15 protein-coding genes are annotated in these 15,662 nt (G+C 42.5%); 10 read left to right on the forward strand and 5 right to left on the reverse strand.

What is annotated here, in order from left to right; all coding sequences use genetic code 11:
* Nucleotides 1-18 precede the first annotated feature (18 nt).
* Both AC570H_RS15990 and AC570H_RS15995 read left to right on the forward strand, forming a co-directional pair.
* Entirely contained in the window at nt 19-2,805 is a 2,787-nt protein-coding gene (locus AC570H_RS15990) for an outer membrane beta-barrel protein (protein ID WP_497356599.1), read from the forward strand.
* 8 nt (nt 2,806-2,813) lie between these two features.
* The gene (locus tag AC570H_RS15995) at nt 2,814-3,590 is read left to right on the forward strand and encodes a GLPGLI family protein (protein ID WP_497356601.1); all 777 of its coding nucleotides are present in this window, start codon (nt 2,814-2,816) and stop codon (nt 3,588-3,590) included.
* Between the two features lie 33 nt (nt 3,591-3,623).
* Here the strand turns inward: AC570H_RS15995 and AC570H_RS16000 are convergent, their stop codons facing one another.
* The 4 genes from AC570H_RS16000 to AC570H_RS16015 all read right to left on the reverse strand — a co-directional run bounded on the left by AC570H_RS16000 (nt 3,624) and on the right by AC570H_RS16015 (nt 7,310).
* A complete protein-coding gene (locus AC570H_RS16000) occupies nt 3,624-4,145 on the reverse strand; it encodes a hypothetical protein (RefSeq protein WP_497356602.1) in 522 nt (173 codons plus the stop codon).
* 92 nt (nt 4,146-4,237) lie between these two features.
* Nucleotides 4,238-4,933 (reverse strand): response regulator transcription factor, encoded by a 696-nt coding sequence (locus tag AC570H_RS16005; protein ID WP_497356604.1) that lies wholly within the window; start codon nt 4,931-4,933, stop codon nt 4,238-4,240.
* Nucleotides 4,934-4,938: 5 nt separating this feature from the next.
* Nucleotides 4,939-6,783 carry a sensor histidine kinase gene (locus AC570H_RS16010; RefSeq protein ID WP_497356605.1) on the reverse strand — a complete coding sequence of 615 codons (1,845 nt, stop codon included), beginning with the start codon at nt 6,781-6,783 and terminating at the stop codon, nt 4,939-4,941.
* Between the two features lie 152 nt (nt 6,784-6,935).
* On the reverse strand, nt 6,936-7,310 hold the full coding sequence (locus AC570H_RS16015) for a DUF3127 domain-containing protein (RefSeq protein ID WP_497356606.1): 375 nt from the start codon (nt 7,308-7,310) through the stop codon (nt 6,936-6,938).
* A 70-nt stretch (nt 7,311-7,380) separates the two neighbouring features.
* On the opposite strand from AC570H_RS16015, the gene AC570H_RS16020 reads away from it, so the two are divergent.
* From AC570H_RS16020 to AC570H_RS16055, 8 genes are all read left to right on the forward strand, one after another.
* Entirely contained in the window at nt 7,381-8,574 is a 1,194-nt protein-coding gene (locus AC570H_RS16020) for a THUMP domain-containing class I SAM-dependent RNA methyltransferase (RefSeq protein ID WP_497359162.1), read from the forward strand.
* 78 nt (nt 8,575-8,652) lie between these two features.
* Nucleotides 8,653-8,904, forward strand: a complete 252-nt coding sequence (locus AC570H_RS16025) for a helix-turn-helix domain-containing protein (RefSeq protein WP_497356608.1) — start codon at nt 8,653-8,655, stop codon at nt 8,902-8,904.
* 64 nt (nt 8,905-8,968) lie between these two features.
* On the forward strand, nt 8,969-9,616 hold the full coding sequence (locus tag AC570H_RS16030; protein ID WP_497356610.1) for an HD domain-containing protein: 648 nt from the start codon (nt 8,969-8,971) through the stop codon (nt 9,614-9,616).
* A gap of 220 nt (nt 9,617-9,836) precedes the next feature.
* Nucleotides 9,837-11,093, forward strand: a complete 1,257-nt coding sequence (locus AC570H_RS16035; RefSeq protein WP_497356612.1) for a putative DNA modification/repair radical SAM protein — start codon at nt 9,837-9,839, stop codon at nt 11,091-11,093.
* Nucleotide 11,094: 1 nt separating this feature from the next.
* Nucleotides 11,095-11,853 carry a TIGR03915 family putative DNA repair protein gene (locus AC570H_RS16040; protein ID WP_497356613.1) on the forward strand — a complete coding sequence of 253 codons (759 nt, stop codon included), beginning with the start codon at nt 11,095-11,097 and terminating at the stop codon, nt 11,851-11,853.
* A 65-nt stretch (nt 11,854-11,918) separates the two neighbouring features.
* Complete coding sequence (locus tag AC570H_RS16045; RefSeq protein ID WP_497356614.1) at nt 11,919-12,962, forward strand: sensor histidine kinase; 1,044 nt, start codon at nt 11,919-11,921, stop codon at nt 12,960-12,962.
* 60 nt (nt 12,963-13,022) lie between these two features.
* The gene (locus AC570H_RS16050) at nt 13,023-13,664 is read left to right on the forward strand and encodes a DUF47 domain-containing protein (RefSeq protein WP_497356615.1); all 642 of its coding nucleotides are present in this window, start codon (nt 13,023-13,025) and stop codon (nt 13,662-13,664) included.
* 8 nt (nt 13,665-13,672) lie between these two features.
* Nucleotides 13,673-14,974: an inorganic phosphate transporter gene (locus AC570H_RS16055; protein WP_497356616.1), complete on the forward strand. Its 1,302-nt coding sequence runs from the start codon at nt 13,673-13,675 to the stop codon at nt 14,972-14,974.
* A 24-nt stretch (nt 14,975-14,998) separates the two neighbouring features.
* On the opposite strand, the gene AC570H_RS16060 is transcribed toward AC570H_RS16055, so the two are convergent.
* On the reverse strand, nt 14,999-15,613 hold the full coding sequence (locus AC570H_RS16060) for an FMN-binding negative transcriptional regulator (protein WP_497356617.1): 615 nt from the start codon (nt 15,611-15,613) through the stop codon (nt 14,999-15,001).
* Nucleotides 15,614-15,662: the final 49 nt, after the last annotated feature.

Here is a 15,662-nt window from a genome sequence, read left to right on the forward strand (position 1 = left end):
GCCAAACAAAACATACTCATGAAATTACTCCGTTTAGCCATTCTTCTCATAATGTGCTATAGTGGCGCAGCTTATGCGCAAAACCCATTCAATATAAAAGGCAGTGTAGCCGATACCGCCAGCAAAAGCAAGATGCAGAATGCAACAATCAGCATTCTCAATGCTAAGGACTCTACGCTTTACAAATTTACCAGGGTCGATGCTGCTGGATCTTTTGCCATAAACAACATGAAAAAGGGCGATTTCATCCTTTTGCTGACCTACCCCGAGTATGCCGATTACGTAAGTCCTTTTAGTTTGGATTCGAGCAAAACCACCTTTGATTTTAAGTTGATCAACATGAAATCGAAGGCTAAATTATTGAACGAGGTAATTATCAGGGGGCAAGCTGCAGCGATTAAAATCAAGGGCGATACCACCGAATTTAATGCGGCCAGCTACTCCATACAGCCAAACGATAAAGTGGAAGACCTCCTTAAAAAATTGCCGGGCATACAGATTGACAAAGACGGCAAGATAACCGCACAGGGCAAAGCCGTACCCAAAGTACTGGTAGATGGCGAAGAGTTTTTTGGCGACGATCCTACCTTGGTAACCAAAAACCTGCGGGCTGATATGGTGGATAAGGTACAGCTTTTTGACAAGGCCAGCGACCAAGCGGCTTTTACGGGTGTTGACGATGGGCAAAAAACGCCCACCATTAACATCAAGCTGAAAGAAGATATGAAGAAAGGTTATTTCGGCAAGGTAGATGCAGGCTACGGAACGGATGATTTTTACCAGGCCCAGTTGATGTTCAACTTGTTTAAAGCCAAACAGAAGCTTGCTGTTTACGGGACTTCTGGCAACAACGGCAAAACCGGCCTCAACTGGGACGATGCCAACAAATATGGAGGTGGCAACAGTAACATGGAAATATCTGGCGATATGATTTTCTTTAGTGGCAGCGAGGATGATATTGATGGTTGGGAAGGCCAATATTATGGCGAGGGTATTCCAAGAGCCAATAATGGCGGTATACATTACGATACCAAATGGCGCGAAGACAAAGAAAGCCTAAACACCAATTACAAAATTGGACAGATGGATGTGAAACTAAAAAAGAACACCCTGAACCAAAGCAACCTGCCTAGCGGGATTAACTTTAGCAATAGCGACGAAGCTTCTGAAAAGAGCATTTTCCGCCAGAAGCTAGATGCGACCTACACCATTAAACTCGATACCACCTCCAATTTAAAGGTATCGATAGATGGCACCTTGAAAAAGAGCAGCAACGAAAGCGAGTTTGGCAGCATTACCACGAGAGAAGACAATACTAAACTTAATACCAGCAAAAGAAGCAATGATGTTGATGGCAAGGAACAGTTGTTCAATATCTCTGCTTTCTATAATAAAAAGCTGAAGAAAGCCGGCAGAAACTTCTCGGTAAGCCTAAGCCAAAGGTTAAACAAAAAAGACAACGAAGGTTATATCAAATCAGACAATGAATTTTTTGACGACAAAGGTGTGTTTAAGAGCAGTGAGGTTGTAGATCAGTTTAAAAGCAACAATACCAATATATCGGTATTCACTTCTAATTTTACTTATAACGAGCCCATCACCAAGTTCTTTTCTTTGGTGCTAAACTATGGTTTCAGCGTAAACAACAGTACTTCAGACAGAAAGTCGTTCAATCAATCATCGCCTGGCAATTATAACCTGCTCGACCCAGAATTCAGCAACGATTTTGAAGCTACCCAATACACCAATCAAGGTGGCGCCGTATTCAATTACAAAAAAGGCAAAACGGTATTGGCTTTCGGAACCAAGGTAAATTCAGTTAACTTCGACCAATACGAAGCACTTTCCAACTCGAGGTATAAAAGAAGCTTTTTTAACTGGTTACCCCAATTAAACTACCAATACAAGTTCTCGGCTCAAAAATCGTTCAGGTTCAGCTATAATGGCTATATGCAGCAACCTACAGTAGACCAATTGCAACCAGTACGTGTAAATACCGATCCATTGAACCAGCCATTGGGTAATCCTGACCTAAAGCCATCTTTTAGCAACAGCATTAACATGGGCTATAATTCGTATAAGGTAATTAGCAACCAGTCTATTTATGTAAATGGCTACTTTTCTTTTACCAATAACGCCATTGTAAACAATACCGTAACTGATACCGCAGGAAAATCTATTTTCCAATCAGTTAACCTCAACGGTAAGACGCCAATCAACTATAATATTTATGGGGGCTTCCGCAGGAAACTGAAATTTATTGGGATGGATGCCGGACTCAACATTAGCGCTGGTGGCAGTACCGGTTATAGCTACATCAACAATCAATTTAACAAAAGCACCAGCACCAGGTTCAGTCCAAGGGCCGATCTGAGCCGTTACAGCGAAAAATTTGAGATCAGCATAGGCTTCGGGCCAAGTTATAATTCGCAGGAATCATCGCTACAACCACAGCGCAGCAATAAAGGCTGGGGTACCAGTGGCTATAGCTACCTCAAAGTTGTTTTACCTAAAAAGATTACTTTGCAGGCTGATGCCGATTACAATTATACGCCAAGCTCATCATCATTTAACAGCAGCTTCGAGCAAATGATCATCAACGCTTCACTTTCGAAGAGCTTCTTCAAAAAAGAAGACCTGAAGCTGATGCTTAAGGGCAACGATTTGCTGAACCAAAACAGGGGCTTTAGCCGCAATGCTTCGGCAAACTCGATTGTACAAACCAGTTACAATAATATCAACAGGTACTTTATGTTCTCGCTCGTTTGGGATTTTAGCAAAATGGGTGGCGCACCTCAAAAATAATTAAGACCATGAAAATCAGACATATATTCATCATCGTTATTATGGCTGTAACCAGCCAGACTTTATTTGCCCAAAATGTACGTTTTGTAACACAGGGTACAATTGAGTACGAGAAAAAAGTAAACATATTGGCCCTGATGACCGAGCGGGTGAAGAAAAACAAAGACGATAGCTGGGGGCAAAAAATTCTGGAAGATTACAAGAAGAACAAGCCTCAGTTTAAGCTGTTAAAAAGCAATCTCACATTTTCGAAAGGCAAAACCTTGTTTACTCCGGTAGAAGAAGAAATATTGGAAAACAGCTGGTTTGATTTTGAAACAGCCAAGCAAAACAATATCATATTGACCAATACCTTAGAGGGCACAAGCGTTACGCAGAAGAAAATCTTCGACGAAACTTATCTGGTAAAAGACAGTACACGCAAAATCAACTGGAAGCTAACGGATGAGATCAGAAACATTGCCGGTTACGATTGCCGTAGAGCCAATGCCGTAATTATGGATTCGATTTACGTAGTTGCTTTTTATACCGATGAAATCGCCGTTTCTGGTGGCCCTGAATCTTTTAATGGCCTCCCGGGAATGATACTTGGACTGGCTTTGCCTAAAGAACACATTACCTGGTTTGCCACCTCGGTAACAGACCAGCCCGTAACCGATGCCCAATTGAAAGAGCCAACCAAAGGCAAGCCAACAGACAACAAAAAACTTGCTATTATTTTAAAAGACGCCTTGAAAGATTGGGGAGACTATGCCTTCGATATTTTAAGAGCCGTTAGCTTATAGCTTTTGGCTTCTGAACTTCTCGATTTGACACCATTACTTCAAGCTTTCGGTCTTTGAGCTTCCTGGCTCTAAACTTTCTGACTTGGGGTTTTCCAACTGAACTTGCTTGCTCAGCAGGCGCATTTTATTGGTGGCCCAAAACCAGATCAGCAACAAGGGCACTGTCCATAACAACGTACCTAGAATAAATGCCAGAGCAAATTCTTGAAGGCTTTCGGAGGCCAGACCACTTATAATGGTGAGCATAAAGGCCGGTATGGTAATGGTTAGTACAATAATTACAGCATACTTGATGGCAACAGGGGCAAAATGTTTCTGCTCGAAAATAATGGCTTTGCCTGCCCTTTTGCCGAAGATGTAGGTCAGACCAAATAGGATCATAAGAATACCGATAAACCTTGCACTAAGAATAGCATCTAAAAAGAAGACCAGCCCATTTGCAAAATCGCCACTGGTTTCTTGATATAAATAAAATAGCAACAGTACGAGCGTTACAATTGCCGTCTTTATTAAGGCTTGGTTTCTGCCAAATATTTTTGCTTCTTCTAAAGTCATTGGATCAAATTGAGGAGGAAAGGTATAAAAAAATCCCTTGCTGGTACCCCACTTGATAAGTTTTTTGTTGACGAGGACGCCAATAAAAGAAATTAGTTCACCAACAATTTATAGCCTTTGCCGTGTACGTTTAAGATTTCTACCTTAGGGTCTTCTTTCAGGTACTTGCGCAGCTTGCTCAAGAAAACATCCATGCTCCGGCCGTTAAAATAGTTGTCATCATGCCAAATGCTTAATAATGCTTCTTCTCGGGTCAATACCGTATTTTTCTTGAGGCAAAGCAATTGTAGCAATTCGGCTTCCTTGGTAGAGAGTTTTTGTTGCTGTCCGTTAAAATGGATCAGTTGCGTGGTATAATCGAAAGTATATTTTCCAATTTGGAATTGGGTTTGCACGGGTTCGTTGCTAGCGCCTTCTTTGCTGGCCACGCGTTTGAGCAGGGCATTGATGCGCAATAGCAATTCTTCTATACGGAAAGGCTTGGTAATGTAATCGTCGCCACCTAAATCATAGGCAGATGCCTTGTCTTCCATCATGGCTTTGGCAGTGGCAAAAATGATTGGGATATGCTGATTGGCCTTTCTAATTTCCTTACCCAATGTAAATCCGTCTTTTTTAGGCATCATCACATCCAGGATACAAAGGTCAAACTGCTGTTTCGAAAACGCTTTTAGGCCTTCTTCGCCATCAACGCATAGCACCACGTCGAATTTGCCTTTTAGCTGTAAGTAGTCTTGCAACAATAGGCCCAAATTTGGATCGTCTTCTACCAATAGGATTTTCTTCATGATGATTAATTGCTATGTTTAAATGGTATAATAATTTCGAACGTTGTTCCTTTGTCCTTTTCGCTCTGCACTTTGATACTAGCCCCCATCTGTCCCAAAATATCCTGCACATAATTAAGCCCCAGGCCAAAGCCCTTCACATCGTGCAGGTTGCCGGTATGTACCCTATAAAACTGATCAAATATGCGTTTGGTTTGTTCCTTGGTCATCCCAATACCCTCATCAGTTACCTGCACATATACATTTTTTATGGTGTTTCGCGTGCTAATGGTAATGTTGGGTGCATCCAAGCTGTATTTATTGGCATTGTCTACCAAATTGTAAATCACGTTAGAAAGGTGCAGTTCATCGCTCATTACCAAATCATAGGTGGTACTGAGGTTTAAAGTTACCTTGGCATTGCGCTTTTGCAGCTGCAGGCCCATACTATCTACCACTGCTGTAATCAGATCGTTTACATTTACAGGAGCATATTCTAATTTGATTTCTTTCTTTTCTAACCTGGCTACGCTCAATACGCGCTCAATATGATTGCCTAAACGTACGTTCTCGTCATAGATAATGTTAGCCAATCGGCTAATTCGGCTTTTGTCCTCCACCACCTCCGGATCTCTCAACGCCTCGCTGGCAATCATAATGGTAGCTACTGGCGTTTTAAACTCATGCGTCATGTTGTTAATGAAATCCGTTTTCATCTCCGAGAGTTTTTTCTGCCTGATGATGGCCAAAATGGTATAGGTAAAGATGAAGATCAGCACCAAAAGCAAACCCACCGACGAAGCCAGTGTAGCAAACATATTGCTAAAGATGAGCGAGCTGATGTTTGGGAAGCTCACATACAGCATTCCCGGATCTTTAATGGCTACATCATTGCTAAACACCACATGCTCGAATGTATTCTTAGGCAGCGCCTCCGCCGTTATATGCGTAATGTTCTGATAAATAATTTTGCTCTTGTCTTTGGCTGGCGTAAGCCAATAGTTGTAATCGAGCTTGATATTCTTGCTCAATAGTTCCCGTTTGATCAAAGTATCCAATATCCTCTTAGGCGGAATCCGGTCTTCGAGCGGTACATCTTTATTCTCCAATTCCTTCGCTACATCTTGTACCAGATTAAAGTTTTCCGTACTAAACAGATTGGCTGTATCCGCATATAAACGGTCCAGTTCCATTTTGTATTTACGCTCCGTTTTAGCATCTTCAACCTTAAACTTGGCCATCAGATCGGGATCCTTGCTTGGAAATGAAATTACGTTTGGCAACCAGTTTTGTGGACTAAAGGCAATGTACCTGATCGTATCTGGCAATTTGCCTTGTTGCAGATCTTGTCGCAAATGCAAAAACCTTGGATGGACACGCCTGCTGATCAGGTTGCCGTTTACATCTTTAATATCTTCTATTTCCAAGCCCAACTTATTGTTTGCATTAGAACTTGGACTAGTATAAATCTTGTACTCTTCTTCTGTGATCATAAAAGGCGAAAGAAAATTAGCCTTAATGGTACTGTCTTGAAAAAGAATATAATTAAGAATTTGCTGCTGCTGCCTATATTTTCTTTGGCTTTCACTATCCTTAAAGCGAACTTTAAAGGAAACGATGCTGTCAGTTTTGTTCTGAAGGTCTTGCTCGCGCAGTTCGCGGACTTCACCGTCTTTTCGGTTAATGTGCGTAACGGCGTTTGTCTTTTGGATTTTGTTCACTACAGCATTGAGTGCCTGGTTTACATTCTCTTCGAAAAGCCTCGAATTGAGCTTATAGGATTCCCTGATGTAATACACCTGCATCACAAAAACGCCCAGCAAGGCCAGGGTCATGAGGGCCGTAATTATCCAGAGACTTCTCTTCTTCATCTTTTAGTTATTCAAAAATAGCGAAGTATTAACCCATAAGCCTAGGTTTTAACACTTTTTAACACAGTAATTGCCAATTGCTTAAACAAAAAAAGCCGTCTCGAAAATCAAGACGGCCTGGCATTTAAATTTGTTTGCTTAAAAAAGATCTTTTAGAAAGGAAGATCGTCTTCCTCACCTGCCGATGCATTTAGATCAGCTGGCGCGGCATATTGTGGCGCTGCTGCTGGTGCGGCACCGGCCGTATTGGTCAAGGCAGTTAAGCGCCAAACCACTAAACTGTTAAAATAAGAGGTTACGCCTTCTTTGTTGGTCCAAGGACGGCCACGCAAATTAAACGAAACTTCTACTTCGTCGCCAGGTTTTAAGCTGTCGAACAAAGCTGTTTTATCTTGTAAAGCCTCAAACCTGATGTATTCAGGATAAGTAGGGTTTTCTGCATATTCTATAATCAAATCACGTTTTTTAAACGTTTCGCTCACTTGTTGTAACGCACCAATTTCGTGCACTTTTCCTTTAATTTCCATTTCAATTCTATATTATTATCCTCGCAAACCAAATCTCTATATTTTTATTGATAACTTCGCAATCTATATGATGCAAGTTTTCCACAACAAGAGCAAGGTTATCATAACCTGTAACAAAAGACTTTCTCCCTACCTGCAAAAAGAAGTTGCAGCACTGGGTTACACCATTACAAGAGAATTTCCAACCGGTGTTGAGCTCAACATTACCCTAACCGAATGCATTAAGCTCAACCTCAATTTGAGGTGCGCCAGCCAAATCCTTTACTGCATCAATAGCTTTAAGGCCAGCAATCCCGATGAACTTTACCAAGCCTTGGTGGCCATGGAATGGGAAGAACTGATCGATTTTTCGGGCTATTTTTCCGTTACTTCTAATGTAGACAACCCTACGATCACTACGCCGCTTTTTGCCAACCTAAAGGTAAAAGACGCCATTGTGGATCGCATAAAAGATAAAAAAGGCATCCGCCCCAATTCTGGCTCCGATGCCAATAAAACCGTAGTGCACCTTTACTGGAAAGACAACGATGTTGATGTTTTTTTAGACACCAGTGGCGAAACCTTGGCCAAGCACAGCTATCGCAAGATTCCGGGCAAAGCGCCCATGCTCGAGGCCTTGGCCACTAGCGTGATCCTCGCTACTCAATGGGATCAAAAATCGCCTTTCGTAAACCCCATGTGCGGTTCGGGAACCTTGGCTATTGAAGCAGCTTTGTTGGCTACAAACCGCAGGCCGGGACTATACCGCATGAATTATGGCTTTATGCATATTATGGGCTATGACGAGGAAGTATTTTTTGCCGAAAGAAGAATTTTAAAAGACCAGGTAATTAAAAATATCGATCTTCAAATCGTGGCTACGGATCTTTCTGAAGATGCCGTTGATGTAAGCCGCAGAAATGCCAAAACAGCAGGCGTTGATACCCTGATTACCTTTGAAGTTTGCGATTTTGAACGCACCCAGGTACCACAAACAGGCAAGGGCGTGGTCATGTTTAATCCCGAATACGGCGAACGGCTTGGGGTGCACAGCCAGTTGGAAGCGACTTATAAGCGTATGGGCGATTTCATGAAGAAGCAATGCAAGGGATATTTTGGCTATATCTTTACCGGAAATCCAGATCTGGCCAAAAAGATAGGACTGAAAGCCGATAAAAAAGTAGAATTTTACAATGGCAAGCTAGACTGTAGGCTATTGGAATACGAACTCTACGATGGTTCTAGGAGACCTGACGAAGAAAGGCCAAAACCAAAATCGACGTAAAATCTTATTCATTTATTTTATTTCAAAACCGCAGCCGCTTTTTTTTGTTTATCATTCAGATCAACCCTTTATATCCCCATGAAAGATAAGGCAAAACAGCAGATGCATGAAGTAGCTTCCAATATTAGAAAAATAAGGGAGCATAAAAACTATACTCAAGATTACCTGGCCGCCAAACTCGATATATCGCAAAACGCCTATAGCAAAATAGAGCTGGGCTACAGCAAAATTACACTCGATAGGCTTTTCCAAATTGCCGTCATTTTAGAAGTGGAAGTAATGGAACTGCTTTACCCAGAAAAAGTAAGCAACCTAGGGCCGTTTGCCTAACGACTTTTCAACAGTGCTCATTTTACAGAGAAATTCGGGATAACTTGCAGCCTCATATTTAGCCATGCAGGATATCATTTCAAAAACCATCGAATTTGTTCAAGTTACTTTAGCCAATGCCGAAGCCGGCCATGATTGGTTTCATATTGAGCGCGTTTACAAAACCGCTCAAACCATTAATGCCGTAGAAAAAGGCGATGAGCTTATTGTTGCACTGGCCGCACTGTTGCATGACATTGCCGACAGCAAATTCAACAATGGCGATGAAGAAATCGGTCCGCAGAAAGCCGGCGATTTCCTAAAAAGCATCCAAGTAGACGATCAAATAATCGAAGAGGTGAAACAGATTATCAGAAATCTATCTTACAAGGCAAGTTTAGGCACACTGACTTTCAGCTCAAAGGAACTAGACATTGTGCAGGATGCCGACAGGCTCGACGCCATCGGCGCCATTGGCATAGCGAGGGCATTTACCTACGGCGGCTATAAAAACAGGGTGTTATACAATCCTGAAATCAAGCCTAACCTGAACATGAGCAAAGAGGAATATAAAAACACTACTGCCCCAACCATCAATCACTTTTACGAAAAGCTTTTGCTGCTCAAAGACCTGATGAAAACCCAAACAGGCAGGGCCATGGCCGAAAAACGCCACCAGTTTATGCTGGAATACCTGGATCATTTCTATGCCGAATGGGAAGGACGCGCCTAGCGGTTAGTCGGGAGTCCGAAGCACATAGGTGAAAAGTCAAATCTTTAAAGATTACATCCAATTTCAGACTGTGTGCTATTAACTATGGACTATTGGCCATAGGCCATTAATCCAGACTCCCCTCTTCAGACTAAGGACTGTCAAGTCTACCCCTAAAAGCGCTAACATTTTACTAATATTTTTAGCATTATTTAGTAACTTTGGTTTAAATAATGTTGGAATGTCTGAGCGTTTGAGAAAAAAACTAAGTATCCTAGCGGATGCGGCAAAATACGACGTTTCCTGCTCGTCGAGCGGGAGCGATCGGAAAAATGACAACAAAGGTGTTGGCAATGGACATATATCGGGTATCTGTCATACCTACACCGAAGACGGCCGTTGCGTTTCGTTGCTAAAGATTTTGCTGACCAACCATTGCATATTCGATTGCGCCTATTGCGTAAGCCGTAAAAGCAACGACATAGAGCGCGCTGCCTTTACAGTAGAAGAAGTGGTTGAACTGACCATGAACTTTTACAGGCGCAACTATATTGAAGGGCTTTTCCTGAGTTCTGGCATCTTCAAAAATGCCGATTTCACCATGGAACGTCTCTTGAGGGTAGTTAAAAAACTTCGCCTTGAAGAAAAATACAATGGCTATATCCACCTTAAAACCATTCCAGGTGCCAGCGACGAATTGGTGAAGGAGGCCGGACTTTATGCCGATAGGATGAGCATCAATCTAGAAATGCCTACCGAAAGCGGACTCAAGCTATTGGCCCCCGAAAAAAGCCATCAAGATGTCATCAAGCCTTTAGATTTCGTAAAAAACCAGATCGTTCAGTTTACCGAAGAAAAGAAACTGATCAAACATGTGCCCCAGTTTGTACCTGCTGGGCAAAGCACGCAAATGGTGGTTGGCGCAACGCCCGAAACCGACATGGACATCATGTATACCGCAGCTACCTTTTACCAGAATTTCTCTTTAAAACGGGTGTATTACTCGGGCTATGTGCCCATTAGCAACGACACCAGAATGCCTGTTTTAGGTACACAGCCACCTTTACTACGAGAGAACAGGCTTTACCAAACCGATTGGCTAATGCGTTTTTACGGCTTCAACGTACGCGAAATATTGAACCAGGCCAATCCAAACCTGGATGTAGACATCGATCCTAAACTCAGCTGGGCCCTGCGCAACCTGCAACACTTCCCGGTTGATATCAATAAAGCTTCGTACAAAATGATTTTGCGCATTCCGGGCATTGGTGTGAGCTCGGCACAAAAAATCGTGAAGGCGCGTCAGTTTGGCCAATTGCATATTTATCAGTTGCAGAAAATCGGCGTTTCCTATAACCGCGCCAAATATTTCATCACCTGCGCAGATAGTCCCTTTCAGCTCAAAGACTATCAGGCTACACAGATCAAATCGTTCATCTTGGCCGAAAGCCAAAGCAAATACCTTAAAACGGCCAGCAACCAAATTATGCTTTTCTGATATGGATTTTGTTTTTGATGGCAGCTACGAGGGCCTGTTAACCGCAGTATTTGAATGGTTTGAAAGAAAACCCAACTCTGCAAACCTCATCAGTGCCGATAGGTATCAACCAGATGCTTTTAACGAAGCCTTAATGGTAGTGAGCGACCGTACCAAAGCCGATAGGGTTTGGAAAGGCCTGCAGCAAAACCTCGATAAAGCCTGGCAGCGCCAAGTGTATTGTTGCTATCTTTCTGAACTTCCCGAAGCTTTCACAGCCATTTTTAATTTCTGCTGCTATATTTTTCAGCAGAAAGGTGCCGAACAAAACTATGGTCATCCAGCGGTGTTAATGGTCGCTCAAGTTGCTAGAAAAGTAGAGCGCGAAAAGCATAGAATGGAAGCTTTTATCAGGTTTGAGCAGGCTGAGGATGGTTTGTTTTACTGTGGCATCGATCCTGATTTTAACGTGATTCCTTTAATTGTAGGGCATTTTACCAAACGCTATGCCGATCAGCGATGGATGATCAACGATATCAAGCGAAACTATGGGGTGTATTACGATCTCCAGAAAACAGAAGAGGTATTTTTAGAAGATGGCTTGCAGGCTTTAAGCCAAAAAGAAAAAATACCGCAAGACCAAAAAGAAAAGCTGTACGCCAATCTGTGGAAAGACTATTTTAAGAGCACCAATATCGAATCGCGCAAAAACACCAAGCTGCACGTTAAACACGTGCCCAAACGCTACTGGAAATACCTCACCGAAAAACAGCCCGAGTAAAGCTCCTGCTGCTTTTAACACTTTACTTAACATTGGCTTAACTTATTAGTCGTAAATTAGCCTTTATGAAGTTAAGCGTACTTGTTCTCATTACAGCACTGGCAGTTGGCCTTTCTATTGGCTTGGTCAATTTCCACTTTCAAGGCAGCTGGTATTATTTATTGATTTCTTTCGGAATTTCATTTGTAACCAGCTTTTTGGTATTCTACTATCTTTTAGAAAAATACATTTACGGCAAAATCAAATTAATTTATAAGCTCATCCACAACCTTAAACTGGGCAAAGACCTTAAAGAGGCCTTGGGCGAATATGTAAGTTCTGATCCGATTAACGATGTAGAACAAGAAGTAAAAGAATGGGCCGGCGCCAAAAAGCGCGAAATCGAGCTTTTAAAAAAACAGGAGCAGTTTAGAAGGGAATTTCTTTCCAATGTATCGCATGAGTTTAAAACTCCCTTGTTTGCCATTCAGGGTTATATAGAAACGCTGCAAGACTGCTTGGCCGACGATCCTGAAACCGCCATGAAGTTTTTGAAAAAGGCCGAAAACAACGTAGAACGGTTAAGTTACCTCATAAATGACTTGGATTCTATCTCTAAGCTGGAATCAGGAGAGGTGCCGATCAATTTCCAAAAATTCGATTTTGTGGCATTGGCCAAAGAGGTGATGGACAGTTTGGAGGATAGGGCGATGACCAATAAAATCAAGCTCCACTTTAAAGACAAATATACTGGACCAACCCTGGTTTTTGCCGATAAGGAGAAAATCAGGCAGGTGATGATCAACCTGATCCAGAATTCTATCAAATATGGCAACGAAAACGGAGCTACGGCGATTAAGATTTTCGAATTGCACGATCAGTTTTTAATCGAAGTAACCGACAACGGCATCGGCATCGAGGAGAAGCACCTACCCCGATTGTTTGAACGTTTTTACCGAATCGATTCGCACCGCTCGAGAAAAGAAGGAGGCACCGGCTTGGGCTTGGCTATTGTTAAGCATATCCTGGAAGCCCACCAACAGACCATTTCTGTACGCAGCACGCCTAACATCGGAACTACTTTTGCATTTACGCTTGAAAAGGCCAATCAGAACGATTTATTAAAATAGTTACGAGAGTTAACATTAACTTAACATAGCAAGCTTAGTTTTGCACCATATTTAATGAGTATGAATAGCATTTTTAGCTTCTTTACCCCTAAGGATAAAAAATTCCAACCTTTATTTGAACAAGCCGGAAGCAACGTTTTAAAGATTGCAGAAGCATTATTGGTCGTAGTAACCACTACAGACTTAGAGAAAAGAAAAGAAGCCATCAAGGAAGTAGAACGCCTTGAGCACGTGGGCGATGACATTACCCACACGATCTTTATCGAACTAAGCAAGAATTTCATTACCCCTTTCGACCGCGAAGATATCCACTCTTTGGCCAGTGCCATTGATGATATTGCCGATTATATCCATGCTTCTGCTGGAAATATCGAACTTTACAACATGTCTAACATCGGCGATGCCATGGTAAAACTGGCCGAGCTATTGGTAGAAATGTGTGGCGATTTAGAAAAAGCGATCAAAGAGCTAAGGAGCTTTAAGAACATCAGGGTGATTGCTGATGCCTGTGTAAGGATCAACAGTGCCGAAAACCAGGCAGACTATGTATGCAACCTGGCCATTGCCCGTTTATTTGAGTTTGAGACCAACGCCATAGAATTGATTAAACAGAAAGAGATCTTGCAAACGCTTGAAATCGCAACCGACAAATGTGAGGATGCAGCAAACGTGCTTGAATCTATTTTGGTTAAAAACGCCTAAAAAAACATATGACTTTAACCCTACTTTTTGTCATCATTGTATTAGCCTTAATTTTCGACTATATCAATGGCTTTCATGATGCCGCCAATGCCATAGCCACCATTGTAGCTACAAAGGTATTAACGCCTTTCCAAGCCGTACTTTGGGCCGCTTTTTTTAACTTTTTGGCTTATTGGGTATTTGGTTTTGGTGTGGCCGATACGGTGGCCAAAACCGCCAACACCATGGAGATTAACCTCGTGGTGATCCTTGCCGGTGTAATAGCCGCCATTATCTGGAATTTATTAACCTGGTGGCTGGGCATTCCTTCCAGTTCATCACATACTTTAATTGGGGGCTTTGCCGGTGCAGCGATTGCACATGCGGGCTTTAACGTAGTACTTTGGTATAAAGAAGGCAAGGCAGGCGAAATGCCAACAGGCGTTTTGGTTATTCTGGGCTTCATTGTATTGGCTCCCGTTATCGGCGCCTTTATTTCCTATTTTATTTCCATCTGGTTTCTCCACTCCTCCAAAAAGAGCATTTGGCCCAAAATATTTACCCTCACCTTAATGTTGGTTGTGGGCATTTATATCTATACCCAAATCAAGTTTTACAACGAAATCAAACATCCAAGGTTCGATTCCCATTTTTGGAGCGTCGTACTCGAATCGCATAACATCAAGTGGTTATTGGTAGCTTTCATCATCATGTCGGTGAGTTTCTTCTGCCTTATTTTCAGCAGCCTGAACCAAACCCAATCTACCGCTTGGCTACGTAAAATGCAATTGCTGTCGTCGGCTTCGTTTAGCTTGGGCCATGGTGGTAACGACTCGCAAAAGGTAATGGGTATCATTGCGGCAGCGGTAGTCGTTTACATCCACACCAGCGGTGTTTCTATGGAAAGCTTGCCATCTTGGCTACACGTAATCCTGCCATCAAAAGCAGCCAATGGCGATGAAATTGCCGGGCACATGCCAGACTGGATTCCATTGGCCTGTTACAGTGCCATTGCAGCGGGTACTTTAAGCGGCGGCTGGAAAATTGTAAAAACCATGGGTTCTAAAATCACCAAGGTAACTCCATTTGAAGGCGTAACTTCTGAAACTGCAGGTGCCTTAACCTTGTATTTTACAGAACATTTAAAAATTCCGGTAAGTACTACCCACACCATCACTGGATCTATTATTGGTTCTGGGCTAACCAAGGGCGTATCTGCGGTAAAATGGGGCGTAACCGTAAAGCTGATCTGGGCTTGGATACTCACCATCCCTGTTTCGGCAGTACTGGCTGCCTTGGTTTACTACCTACTGAGTTTATTTATCCACTAACATAGCAAAGGCTTTAAGATAATCTTAAAGCCTTTTTTTCATTTCTTGGGCTACATTTTGCGAATCTGCATCCTTTCGCTGCTCCAAGTCTTCGATTATATTTCTACGGTTTGCTTCAGGATGGTTCTGGCTCAGCTTGAATACATTTGCCAAGCTTTCTACCCTGATTTCGAAACCACTGATTGCCTTTAGGTTTTTGTCGATGTAATCGTCGCTCATGTGGTGAAAAGCTGCCTTGCTCGTTGCCGGGTTCTCAAAGCTATTGGTCAAATGCCTGATCACTTCCCTGGTTTCGGCTTCGTCCATTAGCCTCAGCTTGCCTTTGGCCTGTACCGAGCTGTAGTTCCAGGTAGAGGCAACGGCTGGGTTTTCGTATACCGAAGCACTGATATAGGTATGGGCGCCTGTAAACAAGGCCAGAACATTTTCGTTTTTGGCATAAGCCTCGCAGTGATCGGTTTTTTTCATGACATGCCCCACAATGCGCATGCCTTGCTCATCCTGCTCAATATGAACTGGAACTTGTGTTGCTACGGGATAAACACCATCAAAACCGATCAAGGTAATAAAGGAATGTGCCTGCATAAATGCCAATACTTTGTCGGCATCTTTTTCTTCGAATTTAGAACTTTTGTACATTTTAAGGGATTATAAACACAGTAATCAAATAACTTAGCGTGGCGCGAAC

Source organism: Pedobacter sp. B4419 (assembly GCF_059693725.1).